At 62.6% G+C, this 18,822-nt stretch carries 19 protein-coding genes and 1 other RNA gene; 16 read left to right on the plus strand and 4 right to left on the minus strand.

What is annotated here, in order from left to right; genetic code table 11:
• Positions 1-63 precede the first annotated feature (63 nt).
• The 7 genes from prfB to B0E55_RS12165 all read left to right on the plus strand — a co-directional run bounded on the left by prfB (position 64) and on the right by B0E55_RS12165 (position 5,711).
• Positions 64-1,170, plus strand: a complete 1,107-nt coding sequence (gene prfB, locus B0E55_RS12135; RefSeq protein ID WP_003942364.1) for a peptide chain release factor 2 — start codon at positions 64-66, stop codon at positions 1,168-1,170.
• Positions 1,171-1,192: 22 nt separating this feature from the next.
• Complete coding sequence (locus tag B0E55_RS12140; protein ID WP_019747849.1) at positions 1,193-2,077, plus strand: mechanosensitive ion channel family protein; 885 nt, start codon at positions 1,193-1,195, stop codon at positions 2,075-2,077.
• Positions 2,074-2,556: a hypothetical protein gene (locus B0E55_RS12145; protein ID WP_080909765.1), complete on the plus strand. Its 483-nt coding sequence runs from the start codon at positions 2,074-2,076 to the stop codon at positions 2,554-2,556. The genes B0E55_RS12140 and B0E55_RS12145 overlap by 4 nt, the downstream gene beginning before the upstream one ends.
• 71 nt (positions 2,557-2,627) lie before the next feature.
• Positions 2,628-3,308: a cell division ATP-binding protein FtsE gene (gene ftsE / locus B0E55_RS12150; protein WP_020969258.1), complete on the plus strand. Its 681-nt coding sequence runs from the start codon at positions 2,628-2,630 to the stop codon at positions 3,306-3,308.
• A gap of 81 nt (positions 3,309-3,389) precedes the next feature.
• Entirely contained in the window at positions 3,390-4,295 is a 906-nt protein-coding gene (gene ftsX / locus B0E55_RS12155; protein WP_003942367.1) for a permease-like cell division protein FtsX, read from the plus strand.
• 76 nt (positions 4,296-4,371) lie between these two features.
• Positions 4,372-4,845, plus strand: a complete 474-nt coding sequence (gene smpB / locus B0E55_RS12160) for an SsrA-binding protein SmpB (protein ID WP_003942330.1) — start codon at positions 4,372-4,374, stop codon at positions 4,843-4,845.
• A gap of 8 nt (positions 4,846-4,853) precedes the next feature.
• A complete protein-coding gene (locus B0E55_RS12165; RefSeq protein WP_075832889.1) occupies positions 4,854-5,711 on the plus strand; it encodes a DMT family transporter in 858 nt (285 codons plus the stop codon).
• 36 nt (positions 5,712-5,747) lie between these two features.
• Here the strand turns inward: B0E55_RS12165 and B0E55_RS12170 are convergent, their stop codons facing one another.
• Positions 5,748-6,332 carry a helix-turn-helix domain-containing protein gene (locus B0E55_RS12170; RefSeq protein ID WP_007731290.1) on the minus strand — a complete coding sequence of 195 codons (585 nt, stop codon included), beginning with the start codon at positions 6,330-6,332 and terminating at the stop codon, positions 5,748-5,750.
• 65 nt (positions 6,333-6,397) lie between these two features.
• Between B0E55_RS12170 and B0E55_RS12175 the strand changes: the two genes are divergently transcribed.
• From B0E55_RS12175 to ssrA, 3 genes are all read left to right on the plus strand, one after another.
• Complete coding sequence (locus B0E55_RS12175; RefSeq protein ID WP_037134367.1) at positions 6,398-7,345, plus strand: NAD(P)/FAD-dependent oxidoreductase; 948 nt, start codon at positions 6,398-6,400, stop codon at positions 7,343-7,345.
• Positions 7,346-7,365: 20 nt separating this feature from the next.
• Positions 7,366-8,904, plus strand: coding sequence for an SDR family oxidoreductase (locus tag B0E55_RS12180; RefSeq protein ID WP_041814882.1), 1,539 nt, complete (start codon positions 7,366-7,368; stop codon positions 8,902-8,904).
• Between the two features lie 66 nt (positions 8,905-8,970).
• Positions 8,971-9,341, plus strand: a transfer-messenger RNA (tmRNA) gene (gene ssrA, locus B0E55_RS12185).
• Between the two features lie 89 nt (positions 9,342-9,430).
• Here ssrA and B0E55_RS12190 read toward each other — a convergent pair.
• The 3 genes from B0E55_RS12190 to B0E55_RS12200 all read right to left on the minus strand — a co-directional run bounded on the left by B0E55_RS12190 (position 9,431) and on the right by B0E55_RS12200 (position 12,720).
• Positions 9,431-10,411: an alkaline phosphatase family protein gene (locus B0E55_RS12190; RefSeq protein WP_046378361.1), complete on the minus strand. Its 981-nt coding sequence runs from the start codon at positions 10,409-10,411 to the stop codon at positions 9,431-9,433.
• Positions 10,412-10,512: 101 nt separating this feature from the next.
• Positions 10,513-11,796, minus strand: a complete 1,284-nt coding sequence (locus tag B0E55_RS12195; RefSeq protein WP_069145917.1) for an HNH endonuclease signature motif containing protein — start codon at positions 11,794-11,796, stop codon at positions 10,513-10,515.
• Between the two features lie 108 nt (positions 11,797-11,904).
• The gene (locus B0E55_RS12200) at positions 11,905-12,720 is read right to left on the minus strand and encodes a GNAT family N-acetyltransferase (protein ID WP_198538414.1); all 816 of its coding nucleotides are present in this window, start codon (positions 12,718-12,720) and stop codon (positions 11,905-11,907) included.
• A gap of 53 nt (positions 12,721-12,773) precedes the next feature.
• Here B0E55_RS12200 and B0E55_RS12205 point away from each other — a divergent pair, with 53 nt between their 5' ends.
• The 6 genes from B0E55_RS12205 to B0E55_RS12230 are packed head-to-tail and all read left to right on the plus strand — an operon-like array spanning position 12,774 to position 18,816.
• On the plus strand, positions 12,774-13,406 hold the full coding sequence (locus B0E55_RS12205) for an alpha/beta hydrolase (RefSeq protein ID WP_020969265.1): 633 nt from the start codon (positions 12,774-12,776) through the stop codon (positions 13,404-13,406).
• Positions 13,403-14,683 (plus strand): NAD(P)/FAD-dependent oxidoreductase, encoded by a 1,281-nt coding sequence (locus B0E55_RS12210; protein ID WP_019747859.1) that lies wholly within the window; start codon positions 13,403-13,405, stop codon positions 14,681-14,683. Before B0E55_RS12205 ends, B0E55_RS12210 begins: the two co-directional genes overlap by 4 nt.
• Positions 14,674-15,417 carry a DUF1365 domain-containing protein gene (locus B0E55_RS12215; RefSeq protein WP_024487210.1) on the plus strand — a complete coding sequence of 248 codons (744 nt, stop codon included), beginning with the start codon at positions 14,674-14,676 and terminating at the stop codon, positions 15,415-15,417. Before B0E55_RS12210 ends, B0E55_RS12215 begins: the two co-directional genes overlap by 10 nt.
• Positions 15,414-16,703: an SAM-dependent methyltransferase gene (locus B0E55_RS12220; protein ID WP_020969267.1), complete on the plus strand. Its 1,290-nt coding sequence runs from the start codon at positions 15,414-15,416 to the stop codon at positions 16,701-16,703. Before B0E55_RS12215 ends, B0E55_RS12220 begins: the two co-directional genes overlap by 4 nt.
• A complete protein-coding gene (locus B0E55_RS12225; RefSeq protein ID WP_080909766.1) occupies positions 16,700-18,016 on the plus strand; it encodes an SAM-dependent methyltransferase in 1,317 nt (438 codons plus the stop codon). Before B0E55_RS12220 ends, B0E55_RS12225 begins: the two co-directional genes overlap by 4 nt.
• Complete coding sequence (locus B0E55_RS12230) at positions 18,013-18,816, plus strand: DUF1295 domain-containing protein (RefSeq protein WP_031332085.1); 804 nt, start codon at positions 18,013-18,015, stop codon at positions 18,814-18,816. The genes B0E55_RS12225 and B0E55_RS12230 overlap by 4 nt, the downstream gene beginning before the upstream one ends.
• Positions 18,817-18,822: the final 6 nt, after the last annotated feature.

Here is an 18,822-nt window from a genome sequence, read left to right on the forward strand (position 1 = left end):
CGGGGGAGCAGACAGGGTGACGCACAGCAGAGCCCAGGTCGGCACCCGGTAGCCTTGAGAACCGTGCATCCCGACGTAATTGCAGACCTGAACGCCCTCGACACCACCCTTCGCACCTGCGAATCGGTTGTGGACGTCGAGGAGCTGCGCCGACGCATCGACGAGCTCGAGCACCAGGCGGCCGACCCCGGTCTGTGGAACGACCAGGAACACGCCCAGCAAGTCACCAGCCAGCTCTCCCACGCCCAGGCGGAGCTTCGCCGCATCGTTGCACTGCGCGAGCGGCTCGACGAGATGCCGATCCTCTACGAACTGGCAGAAGACGAAGGCCCCGACGCGGTGGCCGATGCCGACGCCGAGCGGGCGAGCCTGCGTGACGACATCGCGGCGATGGAAGTCAAGACCATGCTGTCGGGCGAGTACGACGAGCGCGACGCACTCATCAACATCCGCTCCGGCGCCGGCGGAATCGACGCCGCAGACTGGGCCGAGATGCTCATGCGTATGTACATCCGCTGGGCGGAGAAGCACGACTACGGCGTCGAGGTCTACGACACGTCGTACGCCGAAGAAGCCGGACTCAAGAGCGCGACGTTCGCGATCAAGGGCCCGTACACCTACGGAACGCTGTCCGTCGAGATGGGCACCCACCGGCTCGTTCGCATCAGTCCCTTCGACAACCAGGGGCGTCGCCAGACGTCGTTCGCCGAGGTCGAGGTACTGCCGGTCGTCGAGACGACCGACCACATCGAGATCAACGAGAACGACATCCGCGTCGACGTCTACCGCTCGTCCGGTCCGGGTGGTCAGTCCGTGAACACCACTGACTCCGCCGTTCGACTCACACACATCCCGACGGGAATCGTCGTCACCTGTCAGAACGAGAAGTCGCAGCTCCAGAACAAGGTGTCGGCGATGCGCGTCCTGCAGGCAAAGCTGCTCGCGGTCAAGCGTCAGGAAGAGCGCGCCGAGATGGATGCGCTCAAGGGCGACAGCGGCAGCTCGTGGGGCAACCAGATGCGTTCCTACGTTCTGCATCCGTACCAGATGGTCAAGGACCTGCGTACCGAGTACGAGGTCAACAACCCGTCGGCAGTGCTCGACGGCGACATCGACGGGTTCCTCGAGGCCGGCATCCGCTGGCGCATGAGCGAGAACCAGTCCGCATAGCGTTCGGATACCGAAAGGCACGATGACTTTACTTCGACCTGGGCAGAACCTGCTCGATTGGCTTCAAACCACCGGTTTGTCCGTCCTCATGACCGTGCTCGGCGCGATGATTCTCGCCCGGTTGGTCAGTTGGGGCGGCAACAAGGTCACCGACCAGATCGACTCCAACTATCAGTTGGGCGATGCGCTGGTTCGCTCCGAGGCGACCAAGCATCGCCACTCGGTCGCGCAGGTCATCACCTGGGTGGTCATCACGTTCATCTACGTGATCGCGACGCTGAAGGTTCTCGACCAACTGAACTTGCCGATCGGAAGTCTGGTGGCGCCGGCAACTGTGCTCGGTGCGGCGCTCGGTTTCGGTGCACAGCGCGTCGTGCAGGACATTCTTGCCGGTTTCTTCATCATCACCGAACGCCAGTACGGCTTCGGTGACACCGTCCGGCTTGCGATCACCGGCTCCTCCGACGACGCCGAAGGTGTCATCGAGGACGTGACCCTGCGCGTGACGCGGATGAGAAACTCCGACGGCGAGGTCATCACCGTTCCCAACGGTCAGATCGTGAAAGCGACCAACCTGTCCAAGGACTGGGCACGCGCCGTCATCGACGTTCCGGTTCCGGCGACTGCCGACCTCACCCGGGTCAACGAGGTACTTCGTCAGGTCGGAGTCGACGCGATGGCTGACCGTGGACTCAAGAAACTGCTGCTCGACGAGCCCACTGTCATGGGCGTCGAAAGCCTCGAGGTCGATCAGGTCAATGTGCGGATGGTTGCGCGCACGCTGCCTGGCAAACAATTCCAGGTCGGGCGAGCACTTCGTGTCCGCGTCGCCGCAGCACTGCGACGTCAGGGGATCACGGTGTCACCGGATCTGCACACCGCACGGACCGAGGAGGCGAGCGAATGACCGATCAGGAACCGCGCCGCGGACTCGACCGCCTGATTCACCTGGACTGGCTTCCGTCACGGCTCTTCGGTGGCCGGATGCGCACCTCGACGTTCATTCTCGTGGTCGCCTGGATCCTCACGTATCTGCTGCACACGTACCTCAATCCGGAGGAAACGGCAGCAACTCCGCCGCCCAGCGTCGACACGTCCGTCACCGAGCCGTACATCGCTCCATCGGTCAAACCGTCGACGACGACCCCCGTGCCGTCCTCGACCGAGCAGACGATCACCTCCGAGGCTCCGTCCTCGGAATCGAGTACGGGCAGCTCCGGTTCTCCGACGCCGACTTCTGGTCCAGCGCCTGCTCCGGGAAACGCCGAACAGTCCGCGACCACGGTGCCGACGACTCCTGCGACGACGACCGTCCCGCAACCTGGCGCGGCAATGCAGGCACCGACGTCGGTGCCACAGTCACCTGCGACCACCGGTACCGGATAAGGACGAGGGTGCTCGCGCGTGGCGCCAAGGTCACCGTTAGATAACGGCTAGACTGGCTAGTTGTGATCAGCATGAAGAATGTGTCGAAGTCCTACAAGGCCTCCACCAGGCCGGCGCTCGACAAAGTCAGCGTGGAGGTGGAGAAGGGGGAGTTCGTCTTCCTCATCGGCCCCTCCGGCTCTGGCAAGTCGACGTTCATGCGGTTGCTGCTCAAGATGGAGTCGCCCACGTCCGGTGACATCGAGGTCGCGGATTTCCACGTCAACAAGTTGGCGGCCCGCCGCGTGCCGAAGCTTCGCCAGAGCATGGGCTGTGTTTTCCAGGACTTCCGCTTGCTTCAGCAGAAGACGGTGTCCGAGAACGTCGCCTTTGCGTTGGAAGTCATCGGCAAGCCCCGCAACGTCATCGCGCGCACTGTGCCCGAGGTCCTCGACATGGTCGGTCTGGCCGGCAAAGCCGATCGACTGCCCACCGAACTCTCCGGCGGTGAGCAGCAGCGCGTCGCCATCGCCCGCGCATTCGTGAACCGCCCGCTCGTGCTGCTCGCCGACGAGCCCACCGGCAACCTGGACCCCGAAACGAGCCAGGACATCATGCTGCTGCTCGAGCGGATCAACCGCACAGGCACCACCGTCGTCATGGCGACCCACGATCACCACATCGTCGACTCCATGCGTCGACGCGTCATCGAACTCGATCTCGGCAAGGTGACCAGAGACGAAGCGCGGGGTGTGTACGGCGTCGGCAGGTAGCGCCGACTACGACCACACGTCCCGTACGCCCACCGGTTGTCGTGAAACAACCGGCCTCTCGAAAAGGAATCGGATTCCCCGATGCGCGCCAGCTTTATTTTCAGCGAAGTCCTGACCGGCCTACGCCGCAACATCACGATGACCATCGCCATGATCTTGACGACGGCAATCTCCCTCGGTCTCTTCGGCGGTGGTCTGCTGGTCGTGCAGATGGCAGGCAAGACCCAGCAGATCTTCCTCGAACGCGTCGAGGTGCAGATCTTCCTGACCGACGACATCTCTTCGGCTGATCCCGGTTGCGAGCAGGAGATCTGCAGTTCGTTGCGCAAGGAACTCGAGCAGACTCCGTCCGTCGTCGCGGTTCAGTACCTCAACCGCGAAGACGCCGTGAAGGATGCCACCGAGCGCGTGTTCAAGGACCAGCCCGAGCTGGCAGCGCTGGTGAGCCCGGACAGCTTCCCGGCGTCGTTCAAGGTCAAGCTCAGTGACCCGGAGCGATTCGGCGTCATCAACGACACCTTCGGTTCGAGGCCCGGCGTCGAGAGTGTGCTCAATCAGCGCGAGTTGGTGGACCGACTGTTCAGCGTGCTCGGCGGAGTGCGCAACGCAGCGTTCGCGATCGCGATCGTCCAGGCGATCGCGGCCATCCTGCTGATCGCCAACATGGTCCAGATCGCCGCGTTCACGCGTCGTACCGAGGTCAACATCATGCGGTTGGTCGGCGCGACGCGGTGGTACACCCAGCTTCCGTTCCTCCTCGAAGCCGTCGTGGCGGCCTTGATCGGTGCGGTGCTCGCCATTGCCGGACTGTTCACGGCGAAGAATGTCTTCATCGACGGGGTCCTGTCCGATGTCTACGAAGCCAACATCGTGGCGCGGATCTCCAACAGTGACGTGCTGTTCGTCTCGCCGATCCTCGTGCTTGCCGGCGTCGGAATGGCCGCGGTGACGGCGTACGTGACACTGCGTCTGTACGTCCGCGAATAATCGGTTTGCACGAGCTTCTATGCTGGAACAGCAAGAACCATTCGACAGCAAGACAGCGGACTGAGAGGCCCGGACAGTGAAGGAAAAGGGCCGCAAGGTCATTGCGACCAATCGCAAAGCACGCCACAACTACACGATCATCGACACCTACGAGGCCGGTATCGCGCTCGTCGGGACCGAGGTCAAGAGTCTGCGTGAAGGCAAGGCGTCGCTCGTCGATGCGTTCGCCACCGTGGACAACGGCGAAGTGTGGTTGCGCTCGTTGCACATTCCGGAGTACACGCAAGGCACGTGGAACAACCACTCTCCGCGCCGCACCCGAAAGCTCCTGCTGCACAAGCGTGAGATCGAGCACCTCGTCGGCAAGACCCGCGAGGGAAACCAGACACTGGTTCCGCTGTCGATGTACTTCAACGACGGCAAGGTCAAGGTCGAACTCGCGCTGGCAAAGGGTAAGCAGGACTACGACAAGCGCCAGGACATGGCCAAGCGGACCGCCGAGCGTGAGGTGACCCGCGAGCTCGGTCGTCGTATCAAGGGCATGCGCTGACCTCCATCCTGCTTGCCCTCGTGGCGGCAGTTGCCTACGGAGTCAGCGACTTCGTCGGGGGAGTTGCATCACGACGAGTTGCCGCACTGCGTGTGGTGATCGTCTCGTATCCGCTCTCGCTCGTCATCGTTCTGATCGCAGCACCTTTCGTTTCCGGGACGCTGACGCTGAACGGTTTGATCTGGGGCGCGATCGCGGGCGTCACGAGTGGTCTGGCGGTGTGGTGGTTCTATCTCGCGCTGGCAACTGGCCCCATGTCGGTGGTTTCGCCGCTGACAGCTGTTCTGGTGGCGGGTATTCCGGTGCTCGTCGGATTCGCATTCGGTGAGCGGCCGGGGTTGATCGCGTACCTGGGTATTGCCGTCGCGCTGGTCGCCGTCGTCCTGGTCAGCCGCGAGTCGCCTGACGACACCGCGGGTGAGGTTGCCGGCGGAATCACTCTCCGCTTCACCAGGCAAGTGGCGCTTCTGACCGTCGGAAGCGGCGGCGCATTTGCTCTCTCGTTCATCGCACTTCACCAGATCGGCGAGGGCAGCGGACTGTGGGCGTTGGCCGTATCTCGCGGCGCCGCGACCGTCGTGGTGTGGTTGGTCGCGCTGGCGGCCGGTCACTTCGTTCTCCCACGAGGCGAGCCACTCAAACTCGCGGTGTACGTCAGCGTCCTCGACGTCGTCGCGAACGGGACGATGATCTACGCCTTCCAAGGCGGAATGCTCTCACTGGTCAGCGTGATCGGTTCGCTGTATCCGGCTGCGACGGTTCTGCTCGCCATGGTGATGCTGGGCGAGCGGGTAAGCCGCGTGCAACAAGCGGGAATGCTGTTGGCGCTGGCGGCAGTCGGCATGATTGCCGTCGCGGGCGCCTAGATTCTTTCGAGTTCCAGCGTTTTCAGTCCTAGTGTTTCAGCCGCGTCTGTCGGCCGGCGCTGCGCGTAGGTGAACACGCTCGCCCTGTTTCCCGAAGAGACTGATCGCCTCCGCAGGTCGGCCGTCGGCAGCGCTGATGCGGTGCGGAATGTGGGTGTCGAACTCGGCGGCCTCACCTGCCCCCATGATGAAATCCCGGTCGCCGAGTTGGAGTCGGATGCGCCCGGACAGAACGTAGACCCACTCGTAGCCCTCGTGGGATCCCGGTTCGCGATCGTCGTCGGTGGGCGAGATGATCATCTTGTAGGCCTGGAGGTTGCCGGGCTGACTGGTCAGCGGAATGACCGTCATGCATCCGACCGTTCGCGGTTCTTCTCGAACGCGGGGGTCCTTGATCTTGCTGTTCACCAGGTCGTCCAACGGGACGCCGTGTGCCTTGGCGATCGGCAGCAGCAACTCCAAGTTGGCTCGCCGAGTACCGGATTCGAGTCTCGAGAGTGTGCTGACGCTGATGTCGGTGGTCTCCGACAGGTCGGCAAGGGTCATGTCGGACTGCTGGCGCAACGCACGTAGGCGAGGGCCGATGCCGGCTAGAACGGCTTCGAACGATGTTTCGGTCATGGATCTATTTTGCCAAAGTGGCAACAGTGTTTGTCAAGAACGCGATCTCTTGTCATTCTGGATTCATGACGCAGAACTCATTCGACGTAGCAGTAATCGGAGCCGGCGCGGCGGGGCTGAACGCCGCACTCATCCTTGGTCAGGCACGCAGGTCCGTGATCGTCTTCGACAACGGATCACCACGGAACGCGGCCGCCGATCACATGAACGGATTCCTCTCCCGCGACGGCATGAACCCCGCCGAACTGTTGACCATCGGCCGAGGTGAGGTCCGCAAATTCGGCGGCGAGTTCCATGACGGCACCGTTGTCTCCGTGACACGGGACGGCGAGAAATTCTCGGTAGAACTGGCTGACGGCAGCAAGATTCAGGTGCGCAAAGTCCTCGTTGCAACGGGTCTGACGGACCGCCTGCCGGACGAACTCGAAGTCTTCGGCGAGCGTTGGGGCCGCGACGTGTTGCACTGCCCGTACTGCCACGGGTACAGCGTGCGCGATCAGCCGCTTGGCGTGATCGCCAAGAGCGCGGAATTTGCGATGCACCAGGCCCTCATGGTTCGCCAGTGGTCCGACGACGTAGTTCTCTTCCTCCATCGAATCACCGAACTGAGTTGCGAAGATCGGGAAAAGCTTGCAGCTCGCGATATTTCGATCGTCGAGGGTGAGATCGCTGGTCCCGTCGTCGAGGATGATCGGTTGGTGGGCGTGCGGTTGGCCGACGGCACTGTGGTCGCGCGTTCGGCGGTCTTTGTCGGTGGCGCTCTCACGATGGACCCCAACGATGCGATCTTGCGCGCATTCGGCGCGCAGCGCGCTGAGACGATGATGGGCGATTTCGTCACAGTCGACATGATGGGGGCGACGAGCGTGCCCGGCGTGTTCGCTGCGGGCAACGTCGTCGACCCGGGTGCCCAGGTCATCATGGCCGCAGCCGCCGGGGCGAAGGCTGGAGCGGGGATCAACATGATGTTGACCAACGACGACCTCGAGGTTGCACTCGCGCTTCGCAGTTGAATTGTGCGTAGCGTGGGGTGATGGACGCAGTGAGAGTGTTGATCACGGGTGCGACCGGATACATCGGCGGACGTCTTGCCCCTCGTCTGGTCGAAGAGGGCCATCGCGTTCGAGTGGTGGTGCGCAGCCCGGAGAAACTACGCGATGTTCCCTGGCATGATTCCGTGGAGATCAAGCGTGGGGATCTGACCGACAGTGCCTCCCTCTCAGGTGTTTTCGACGATATCGACGTGGTCTACTACCTCGTTCACGCCATGGGCGGTGGAGGGTCGTTCTCGGATATCGACAAGCGAAGCGCGGAGAACGTCGCCGCCGCTGCCCGCGATGCGGGGGTGCGCCGGATCGTGTACCTGGGCGGGCTTCATCCGTCCGACCGAGAGTTGTCGACTCACTTGCAGTCTCGGCTCGAAGTCGGTCGGATCCTCCTCGACTCCGAGGTTCCGACAGTTGTATTTCAAGCTGGGGTGGTGATCGGATCGGGTTCGGCGTCCTTCGAAATGGTGCGCCACTTGACCAATCGACTTCCGGTGATGACCACACCCAAGTGGGTGCACAACAACATTCAGCCGATCGCGGTGCGTGACGTACTCCACTATTTGATCGCAGCCGCGGCGACAACGCCGGAGGTCAACCGCGCCTTCGACATCGGTGGGCCAGATGTCATGCAGTACGGCGAGATGATGAACACCTACGCCGACGTCGCAGGATTGGTACGCCGACGCATCCTCGTCTTGCCTGTCCTCACCCCGCGTCTGGCAGGTCACTGGGTGGGATTGGTCACGCCGATCCCACGGGGCTTGGCGATGCCACTGATCGAATCACTGCAGAACGACGCGGTGATGCACAACCACGACATCGACGACTTCATCCCGCCTCCCGCTGAGGGCCTCACGCCGTACCGCGAAGCTGTGCGTTTGGCGCTTCGCAAGATCGAGACCGGTGAGGTGGAGACGGCGTGGTCCGGTGCGACGATCGCGGGAGCGCCGTCCGATCCTCTTCCGTCCGACCCAGACTGGGCAGGGGAGGCAGTTTACGTAGACCACCGCGAACGTGACTGTGCTGCGGATCCGAAAACCCTCTGGTCGGTCGTCGAGTCGATCGGCGGCGAGAATGGTTGGTATTCATTCCCTTTGGCGTGGGCCATCCGGGGGTGGATGGACCGCGCGGTCGGCGGGGTCGGACTGCGCCGGGGTAGGCGGGATCCACGTCGGCTCAACACCGGTGAAGCCCTGGACTTCTGGCGGGTCGAAGAAATCGATCGAGGCAAGTTGCTCCGATTGCGCGCCGAGATGAAGGTCCCGGGCGGAGCATGGTTGGAGTTGCGAGTGTCGGAAGGTCCGGCGGGTGCGGATGGACGGCCGGTGGGTTCGCATCTCGATCAGCGTGCGGTCTTCTTCCCTCGCGGGCTCGCCGGCCGGGCGTACTGGTACTCGATCCTGCCTTTCCACGGAGTTGTCTTCCAGGGGATGATCACCAACATCACCGGTGCTGCAGAGCGTGAGACCGCAGCTATCAGGGAATCAGCTGCGGCGAAGGACACGGAAAGTGCCGCCGATTAATTGGTATGACTTCCGAACTTCGGCGCGTTATAGTGAATAGCCCCACGAAAGACGCGGGGCACACACGGGGCTGAACGGTTTCGACTGCGTGTGTTGAGTTAGGGGAAGCGTGTCGGTGCAGGCAAGAGACCACCGTAAGCGTCGCTGCAAACCTATAAGCGCCGATTCCAATCAGCGCGACTACGCTCTCGCTGCCTAAGTAGCGAAGCGTGTCTGTCAGCCCGGGGTTGCCCTCGACCCGGTTCCTGGCATCAGCTAGAGGGCTTTACTGTTCGGCTCGGTCACGGAGTCGAATGGGACATCAAACAGTGACTGGGATCGTCATCCTGGCTTGTTCGCGAGACTGGGAGATCCAAGTAGAGACTTAGCGAACTGCACACGGAGAAGCCCTAGCGATTCAACGTAGGACCCGGGTTCAATTCCCGGCAGCTCCACAACAGGTCGGGCCGGAGAGCACACGCTCTCCGGCCCGACCTTTTTGCGGTCTTGCTGCGGCACTCTGCTGAGCACCCGGGTCTTCTTGCGATCAGGAGCCGAAGAATCCCAGGTCGACCGAGCCGACGAAGCCGGGAGCTTCCTTGGCCAGCGGCTTACCGTCCAGATCGGCAGGCAATGCAACGCCCAGGCTTTGGAGGATGGTCGGTGTGATGTCGGCGATCGTGTACGCGTCGGTGGTCTTGCCGGCCGCGTATCCCGCACCGCGTGCAATGACGAATGTCGTTGCTTCCGCCGGCGTCTGGCCACCGTGCCCTCCGGCAGGCTTGTGGCCGTGATCCGCAGTGACCAGAACCGTCCACTTCTCACCGGTCTTCGCTGCGCGTTGATCAACGGCATCGACAATCTTGCCCACCTGAGCGTCGACCGAGGCAATGGACTCTTCGTACGCAGCGCCGTTGGTGCCGCCGCTGTGCCCCGCGCCGTCCACCTGATCGAGTTGGGTGAAGATCAGGTCAGGTCCCTTGTCAGTGATGTCGCGGGCGACGGCGTCAGCGGTCGCAGCATCGGTGGCCGCTCCGGAACCTGCATCGGCAGTGGTGACGACAACGTCGGCTTTCGGCGTGCCGCTGGATGCGATGTTGTCGATGCCGCCCCAGGTGGAGATCGACTCGGTGAGCAGAGAGGGCTGTGCTGTTTCCAACCGTGTGAACACGCTCGGGTAGAGGTCGAAGCGGGCGCCTGCGTACGTGTTGTCCTTGACACCGTGCTTGGTGTCCCAGACTCCGGTCAGGATGGTCGACCACGACGGTCCGGAGATGGTGGTGTGGCCGAGGATGGAAGATTCTCCGCTGGTTCCTTCGGCGATCAACTTCTGGAGACGGGGAGCGTCGGCGGTCTTGATGTGGCTGAGCATAGTGCCGTCGAGGCCGATGACAACTGTCTTCTCGGCGGCCGACGGATTGAGGTCGGACGATCCGGGAATTGCTGCAGCAGTTGCAGTTCCGGCAGCAACAGCGCCGGCGAGGAGGAGTGTGATAGCGGCTGAGGTGCGTGCGATTTTCTTGGTCACGCTAAAGATATTGCGATAGGACTAGACCAATTGCACTACCTGAATGCGAGGGTTGTCCGATTGTTCACGACGGATTCAGATTGGACTAGACCAATGTTTGCTCACGCGGCCCAGCCGTCGAGGATGACGCTGACCGCGTGATCGAGGTGGAGGGGCTCCCCGCTCCACGCCGGCACGATCGCGTCGTCGGGTACGTCTCCGCGCAATAGGTCATCGGCGAACCCCTCTGTTGGCGGTGCTGTGTCGATGACGTCTCCATTGGCGTAGTGGAACTCGAACTTCTGCTCGCCGAGTGCAGAGATCGTGAACTTGCCGTCGTGCAGCGCGCGGTGGCAGGTACCGCAAAGCATGATCAAATTGTCCAAGTCCGTATTGCCGCCGCGTCCCCAGAATTTCACGTGATGTGCGTGCAGGAAGCGGGTCCGTCCGCATCCTGGTGTGCGGCAGCATCCGTCGCGGTAGTTCAATGCCAACATTTGTTTAGCGCTGACGACGCGAGTCCGCCGACCTAGATTCAGAACGCATCCTTCCTTGGTCGTTCCCAGGCGAAGCTTGGCGTTGCAGAGCACTTCCTCAGCGGCATTTTGAGGCAATGCGGGTCCGCTCGGCACTCGGACGGTGTTCGCTTCGTGGAAGAACACAACTTCGTTCGCGGCGGCCTTGGGCGTGCGGTCCGTGACTGCGGCGGTGGCGAGCTCTGCCATCGCGACGAGACCTGGCCCGATATTTCCGACCGGGTTCTTTGCGGCCTTCTCGTCGACGGGGCGGATGGCGGCGATTCGGGTGCGTTCACGTTCCGCCACAGCTAACGCTGCGAGGATTCGGGCGCCGTCCTGCGCAGGCAGGCGTCCTTTGATGACAAATTCGCCCGTATCCGGGTCCCAATGCCAGCGGACCTGAAGATGTTCGACCGCTTTGGTTTTGCCGGATTCGTTGTCGGTTGCTTTACGCAGACCTGCGGCGAGACGATCGATCTGGGCTGCGGGCGCCTCACATCCGAACCGAACCATCTGCTTTTCGTTGGAGGGTGTGGTGACCCGGGTGAGGGCGCGAACCTTCGAGTAGGACAGGCGGCCTTGCTCGAAGGCCTTCCGCATCTCGGGCAAAGGTCGGAGCGCTTTGGCGACGCGAACGTATTCACGGCCGGTGTGCAGGCTCATTCCGCACTTCCACGACAACCAGTGGGCGCACGAGTGAAGTCCCGGACCGGTCCATCCGCGGTCTTCGTCGAATTTCGACAGGAGGGTAAGGAATCGAGCCGTGGCCGCGGCGATCTGGCCGGCGAGGGCGCAGATTTCCGAGCCGAGCTGATCCACGTCGTCTCGGTTGGAACCCTGCGTATCTTCATCGATCAGTGCTGCGTTCTCGGTTAAAGCTGCGTTCATGGTTGCCCCCCGGCTCGCGTCCGACATCATTTCGAATGTACGTTCGATGGTAGATGTGGGTGCCGACACCTTCACGGATACGGGGTGAAAGCGTCCCCGCGGGGACGTCTAACTGCTGCCGATCGAGTACTCGGCGTAGGTGCCGACATCGTCGAAGCCGAGGTTTCGATAGAGCTGTGCGCCGTCGCTGGACGCCTGAAGTACTGCTGTTCGGGCACCTCGCTCGCGGGCGATGTCGAGTGCGGCAAGGGTGACCGCCGAGCCGAATCCGCGTCGGCGAGCCGTTTCGAGTGTGACGACGCCATACAGGCCGGCGACGCCGGCGGCAAAGTGGACCTCGGCTCCGGCGACAGGCTGGGAGTTCGCGTACCCCACGACAAACGAACTCCGCGAACGCTCATCGAGGGCGGCATCAGCGGTGTCTTCGAAGAATCCAATTACTGCGGCTGAGGGCGGCGACCAGTTGGCGGCCATCACGGCGGCATAGTCGGCGAGCTGGGTACGAGTAGTCACCCGATGAACGGAGAGTTCTGGGACAGGCGTCGGATGAGGGACGACGTCAAGGTCCGCCGTCATCGCTCGTTCTTCCTCGGAGCGCACGCAGCCGAGGGCGGACAGGCGAGCCCCGAGGTCAGAGGGATTATCGCGGGGTCCGGTCCACCAGGAGAACGGACGTCCGGTTGCTCGAATCGAGGCGAGGATGTCGATCAGTCGCCGATCTTCGGGCCCGTCGGCAGGTACGGCGAAGCGAGCACCAGCGATGATGTTGAAAGTGTCGTCGGCGAGGCCGCTGTCTGCGACGACAACGTCCGCAGTGACGGTGACCGATGCAGTCGGCAAGTGTTCATGCAGGTGGCAGGCATGGGAAACCAAGTTGGCGTCCATGGCGTCGAGGACGTCACCGACGAGTGCTTCACGATTCACAAAAGAAATTCTACGAACCCCATCCAAATGGTTTTCGGCTCCGAATGCAATGCATGACGCCCAACCGACGGCAACAGCAGGACGGTGACCAGCACCTGGTGGTGCTCGTGCTGCCTGGAGGAAAGGTCTCGAGCCATCGCCCGGCTCGCGCCTGGCATCTGTCCAACCTTCGGATGCGCCCGTTCACCGCTCAGCTTCGCCGCTCCGGTGTGAGAGCGGTGCAGGCTCGCTATCGGGTGCGTGGTTGGAACGGTGCCGAGCGCAGTCCGGTCGCCGACGCTCGAGCCGCACTCGACGCGATAACGAAACGTAATGCACAAGCTCGGGTGATTTTGCTGGGCCACTCGATGGGCGGACGGGTCGCCGCCGAACTGTGTGGCGATCCGGCGGTGGTCGGTGTGGTTGCGCTGGCGCCGTGGTGGCCCGATGGAACGTCGGTGAATCTGCGTTCGGACACACCACTGGTTGTGCTCCACGGCACGGCCGACTCGTGGACCGACCCGGCAGCGTCTCGTCGGAAAGTTGACGAACTGCAGAAGTCGGGTAAGAGCGCTGAATGGATCGGCATCGGCGGCGCAGGCCACTTCATGCTCCGTCGGGCGGCGACCTGGCATCGCCTCGTCGCGGATGCAATCGCACGAATGAGTCGCGGGGTAGCCGCAACAAAGATGGGAGAACGACGATGAGTTCCGACAAGCGCAAGGTGGCCGTCGTCGGTAGTGGTGTCGCAGGTCTGACAGCGGCGTGGGTGCTCAGTAAGGACAGTGACGTCACCCTCTACGAAGCGGATTCACGGCTCGGCGGGCACGCGGACACCCATTCGGTCACCGACCCGGAAGGGCGAAGCCTCGCCATCGACACGGGGTTCATCGTTCACAACGATCGCACCTATCCGACATTGTTGCGATTGTTCGCAGAACTCGATGTGCCTACGCAGGAATCCGACATGAGTATGTCGGTCAGGTGTGGGGGTTGCGGGCTCGAGTACTCGGGAGGCCAAGGGTTGCGCGGCGTTCTCCCGACGCCGGGGCTCCTTGTCAACGGCAGCTTTCTGTCGATGTTGATGGAGGTCAAGCGCTTCCATCGCCGTGCCCGCGCCCTGCTCGACAACACGGATCCGTCGGCACCCGACCAGACACTGGGAGTGTTTCTGCGCAGCGGCCGGTTCTCCGACTACTTCACCGCTCACTTCATGACTCCGCTCGTGTCGGCAGTCTGGTCGTGTGATCCCGGCTCGGCGCTGAAATATCCCGCGCGGTACCTGTTCTCGTTCCTCGATCACCACGGAATGCTGAGCGTCACTGGATCGCCGACCTGGCGAACAGTCACCGGTGGATCGGGCGAATACGTTCGTCTCGTCGCCAAAAGTATCGGGGATATCCGCCTGAACACGCCAGTTCGCGCCGTCCACCGGTTCGACGATCGCGTCGACATTCGTGACGGCGACGACCAGATCCAGACCTTCGACGCAGTTGTGGTCGCAACGCATCCGCAGCAAGCACTGAAGATTTTGGCGGATCCGACGCCTGCCGAATCCCAGGTCCTCGGCGCAATGCCGTACTCCGTCAACCACACCCAACTTCACACGGACGAAAATGTGCTGCCCGGCAACACCAATGCGCGCGCGTCGTGGAACTACTACATCCCTGAATGCAACGCGAAGCCAGATCACGTTCTGGTCAGCTACGACATGACGAGGTTGCAGCGGCTGCCGGAGACCGGTCGGCGCTACCTGGTGACGTTGGGGGGAGACGAAATGGTGTCCCCGGACTCGGTGATCGATCAGATGACCTACGAGCATCCGCAGTACACACCCACCTCCGTCGCCGCTCAAGCGCGGCTTCCCGAGTTGGACTCGGACGTGCTCGCGTTTGCCGGTGCGTACCACGGATGGGGTTTCCACGAGGACGGTGCACTGTCTGGCCTGCGCGCCGCCGAACGCGTCGGAGGTCGGTGGCCGTGACTGCACCCATCACGCCGTCCATCGTTCATACGAGCATCCGACACGTACGAACGGAGCCGTTGCACAACGAGTTCGAGTACCGAAGCTACAGCTGGCTCGTCGACGTCGACGATCTGCCCGAGCTCCCGAAGGCACTGCGATCCTTGGCGAAGTTCGACGCCGGAGATCACCTCGGCGACCCCACCCGATCGATTCGTGCCAACGTCGAGTCTTTTCTGGCAACTAACGGATTGGAGTTCGCCGGCGGCCGCATCCTCATGCTTGCGAACGCACGTGTTCTCGGGCATGTGTTCAACCCACTGAGTGTGTTCTGGTGTCTGAACGACGACGGCAGTCAGCGGTGCGTCGTTGCCGAGGTTCACAACACCTACGGCGAGCGGCATTGCTACCTGCTCGAAACCGACGAACGCGGCGGGGCTCGCACGTCCAAAGAGTTCTACGTGTCTCCATTCAACGATCTGGACGGCGAGTACCGGATGCGACTTCCGCTACCCGACACCGCGCTCGCGCTCTCGATAGTTCTGGCCCGTGACGGCAAGGCGCCATTCGTAGCCACGGTGTCCGGTCGTTGTGTGCCGGCGACGACGCGCGAGATCGTCCGCAGTGCGCTCTCCATCCCGCTGGCTCCGCTGCGAGTCGCCGCGCAGATCAGATTTCAAGGAATCCGGCTGTGGGCCAGGCGCTTACCTATCGTTCCCCGACCGCAACATCACCCGCAGGAGGCAGTGCAATGACCACGACCACTCTCGGCACCGAACCTTCCGCTCACACGATCGAATCCGAGCGGTGGCCGGGCGTTGCCACGGTGCCCAGCGGTTTCAAAGTGAGGGTTGCGTCGCCGGTTGCCCGCGCTCTGTTCCACAAGGCGGTCGCGCGCTTGCCGCTGCGCGTTCAGATGCCCAACGGTGAGTTCTCCGGTGGAGGTAGTCCGGATTCGCCGTTGATGGTCATCCACCGTCCAGACGACTTCGCTGCTCGTGTGGGCGACAGTGGGTTGATCGGATTCGGCGAGTCGTACATGGCGGGCGATTGGGAAGCCTCCGACCTCACCGCGGTCCTGGAAGTCTTCGCCTCCCGGGTGGCGACGCTGATTCCCGACTTCCTGCAGCGGCTACGAGGCCTCTACATTCCGAAGCAGCCTCGCAGTGAGCGGAATTCGACGCAGAACACGCGCTCGAACATCTCCCGGCACTACGACCTCTCGAACGAGATGTTCGAACTGTTCCTCGACGACACCATGACGTATTCCAGTGCTCTCTTCGAGGATCTGTCGGTGGGAGCTACCCCGTCGTGGGACGCGTTCGCAGCGGCTCAGCATCGGAAGATCGATCGCCTGCTGGACGGTGCGGGTGTCGGTCCCGGTTCGCGAGTGCTCGAAATCGGCACAGGCTGGGGAGAATTGGCGATCCGAGCAGCCGAGCGCGGAGCAACGGTGCGCTCAGTGACACTGTCGGTCGAACAGCAGGAATTGGCGGCGAAGCGGATAAGCGCTGCGGGACTGGCAGATCGCGTTCAGGTCGACCTTCTCGACTATCGGCAAGTACAGGGGGAGTACGACGCCGTCGTGTCGGTCGAGATGATCGAGGCTGTCGGCCACCAGTACTGGGGAAGCTACTTCCAGACGATCGACGCCCTGCTGGCGCCGGGTGGGCGCGCGGCGATCCAAGCCATCACGATGCCGCACGATCGGATGCTCGCGACCCGCAACACCTACACCTGGGTGCACAAGTACATCTTCCCCGGCGGATTTCTCCCGTCGGTGCGGGCGATAGAGGACGTCACCGAACGCATGACAACCCTTCGGGTGCGTGAGCGGATGTCGATGGGCGATCACTACGCGCAGACGTTGCGGCTGTGGGACGAGCGTTTCAGTGCTCGCGCCGACGAAGCGTCCGCGCTCGGGTTCGACGCAGTGTTCGCGCGCATGTGGCATTTCTATCTCTGCTACTCCGAGGCGGGGTTTCGCTCGGGGTATCTCGACGTCCAGCAAATTGTTCTCGATCGGAGGAACCAGCGATGACCGCCACGATGGATCGGACGGCACAAGGTACCGGCGTTGCGGGTCGTCTCTCGGACATCCTCAGTCCACTTGTCGGCGGCGAACTTCCGGTGAGATTGACTGCTTGGGACGGCAGCACAGCAGGTCCGGAAGATGCTCCGAAAGTGACGCTCTACAGCCCGAATGTGCTGCGACGCTTGCTCTGGAATCCCGGCGAGTTGGGAGCGGCGCAGGCATATGTTCTCGGTGAACTCGACGTCGAAGGCGATCTCGGTGATGCGCTCACACACGTGTGGAAGGTCTCTGCCGAGCGGGGGCTCGGGTCGATCACCCCGACCCCGTCTCTCGTCCTGGCCGCGGTCAAGGCTGCGCGATCCTTCGGTGCTTTCGGGAGACCTTTGGCTCCACCGTCGTCGCAGGCTCAGGTGAAGGGCCGCTTGCACAGTCTCGCCCGCGACCGCGAAGCGATCGGGCACCACTACGATTTGTCGAACGATTTCTACCAACTGATCCTCGATGAGAACATGGCGTACTCCTCGGGCTATTGGACTTCCGACGCGCCGGAATACACGCTCGAAGACTCACAGACAGACAAGCTGGATCTGGTGTGCCGCAAGGTCGGTCTCGATCGGGCGCGAGGCCTGCGGTTTCTCGATGTCGGCTGTGGTTGGGGCTCGCTGAGCCTGCATGCAGCGCGTGAGTACGGCGCTCGGGTTGTCGGCATCACGATCTCGGCGGAGCAGAAGGCTTTTGTCGACGCGAAGATCCGCGCACTCGGTTTGGAAGACTGGGTCGAGATCCGGCTCCAAGATTATCGTGAGATTCCGGACGGGCCCTTCGATGCGGTCGCGTCGATCGAGATGGGTGAGCACGTCGGTGAGGACAACTATCCGACATACGTGAAAGCGCTCCACGACAACGTTATTGCCGGTGGCCGTGTGCTGATTCAGCAGATGTCACGCACCGGTGCGCACCCCGGGGGAGGTCCGTTCATCGAGTCGTTCATCGCGCCGGACATGTACATGCGGCCGGTCGGTCGCACTGTTGCGATGATCGAGGAAGGTGGACTCGAAGTCCGGGACGTGCACGCCCTGCGTGAGCACTACGTGCGGACCGTCGACGCGTGGATCGAGACCTTCGAATCGAACTGGGATCGCGTCGTGGATCTCGTGGGTATCGAAGTCGCTCGGGTGTGGCGTCTCTATCTCGTCGGCGGAGGAATGGCATTTCGGGACGGCAGGATGGGCGTCGATCAGATTCTGTCGGTCCGGCCGCACGGTGATGGTCGATCGGATATGGAATCGGTCCGGCCGCAGTGGGTGTCGCGGCGATGAACGGATTCGACTGGGGCGCATTCGGAGTGGTCACGCTCACGAGCCTGTTGGCGATCGCCGTCGGAATGGCAGTGACAGCCACCATCGGTGTACGGATCGGGCGGCACAATGTTGTCGACGTGTCGTGGGGCGCCGGCTTCGTTCTGATCGCGCTCGTGTCCGCGGTAGTTGGAACCGGCGACCTCTGGCGCCGGTTGCTGATGCTTGCGCTGGTGGCGATCTGGGGTCTGCGGTTGGCGACGCACATGGCGATCAGATCCCGCGGCAAGGGTGAAGACCCGCGGTACGAAGAAATGCTCGGACGAGCGACGGGTAATCGAACGCTGTATGCGATCCGCAAGATTTATCTCACGCAGGGGATTTCGTTGTGGTTCGTCTCCCTGCCTATCCAGGTCGCAGCAGTATCGAACGGTAGCTTCGGGCTTCTTGTTGTGCTCGGAATCGTGCTGTGGATTGTCGGCGTCACGTTCGAGACGGTCGGCGACCGGCAGATGGAGGAATTCAAATCCGATCCGGGTAGCCGTGGCCACATCATGGATCAAGGCTTGTGGGCGTGGACGCGGCATCCCAACTATTTTGGCGACGCATGCGTCTGGTGGGGGATCTTCCTCGTCTCGGCGTCCGTGTGGCCGGGAGTGTTGACTGTCCTCTCGCCGATCGCCATGACGTACTTCCTGGTCTTCGCCACCGGTGCGCGGTTGCTCGAGCGACATATGGAACAGCGTCCGGGTTATCGCGAGTATCAGCAGCGGACAAGTTACTTCATTCCGCGCCCGCCGAAAGCCCGATCCGGGACGTAGGCTCCT

This window comes from Rhodococcus sp. 66b (assembly GCF_002076325.1).
GTDB lineage: Bacteria > Actinomycetota > Actinomycetes > Mycobacteriales > Mycobacteriaceae > Rhodococcus_F > Rhodococcus_F erythropolis.

Excerpts from the sequence above, each read along its gene's own strand:
- B0E55_RS12140 (WP_019747849.1), top strand. The coding sequence starts at position 1,193 with ATGACTTTACTTCGACCTGGGCAGAACCTGCTCGATTGGCTTCAAACC.
- B0E55_RS12145 (WP_080909765.1), top strand. The coding sequence starts at position 2,074 with ATGACCGATCAGGAACCGCGCCGCGGACTCGACCGCCTGATTCACCTG.
- ftsE (WP_020969258.1), top strand. The coding sequence starts at position 2,628 with ATGAAGAATGTGTCGAAGTCCTACAAGGCCTCCACCAGGCCGGCGCTC.
- ftsX (WP_003942367.1), top strand. The coding sequence starts at position 3,390 with ATGCGCGCCAGCTTTATTTTCAGCGAAGTCCTGACCGGCCTACGCCGC.
- B0E55_RS12170 (WP_007731290.1), bottom strand. The coding sequence starts at position 6,332 with ATGACCGAAACATCGTTCGAAGCCGTTCTAGCCGGCATCGGCCCTCGC.
- B0E55_RS12175 (WP_037134367.1), top strand. The coding sequence starts at position 6,398 with ATGACGCAGAACTCATTCGACGTAGCAGTAATCGGAGCCGGCGCGGCG.
- B0E55_RS12180 (WP_041814882.1), top strand. The coding sequence starts at position 7,366 with ATGGACGCAGTGAGAGTGTTGATCACGGGTGCGACCGGATACATCGGC.
- B0E55_RS12195 (WP_069145917.1), bottom strand. The coding sequence starts at position 11,796 with ATGAACGCAGCTTTAACCGAGAACGCAGCACTGATCGATGAAGATACG.
- B0E55_RS12205 (WP_020969265.1), top strand. The coding sequence starts at position 12,774 with ATGACGCCCAACCGACGGCAACAGCAGGACGGTGACCAGCACCTGGTG.
- B0E55_RS12210 (WP_019747859.1), top strand. The coding sequence starts at position 13,403 with ATGAGTTCCGACAAGCGCAAGGTGGCCGTCGTCGGTAGTGGTGTCGCA.
- B0E55_RS12220 (WP_020969267.1), top strand. The coding sequence starts at position 15,414 with ATGACCACGACCACTCTCGGCACCGAACCTTCCGCTCACACGATCGAA.
- B0E55_RS12225 (WP_080909766.1), top strand. The coding sequence starts at position 16,700 with ATGACCGCCACGATGGATCGGACGGCACAAGGTACCGGCGTTGCGGGT.
- B0E55_RS12230 (WP_031332085.1), top strand. The coding sequence starts at position 18,013 with ATGAACGGATTCGACTGGGGCGCATTCGGAGTGGTCACGCTCACGAGC.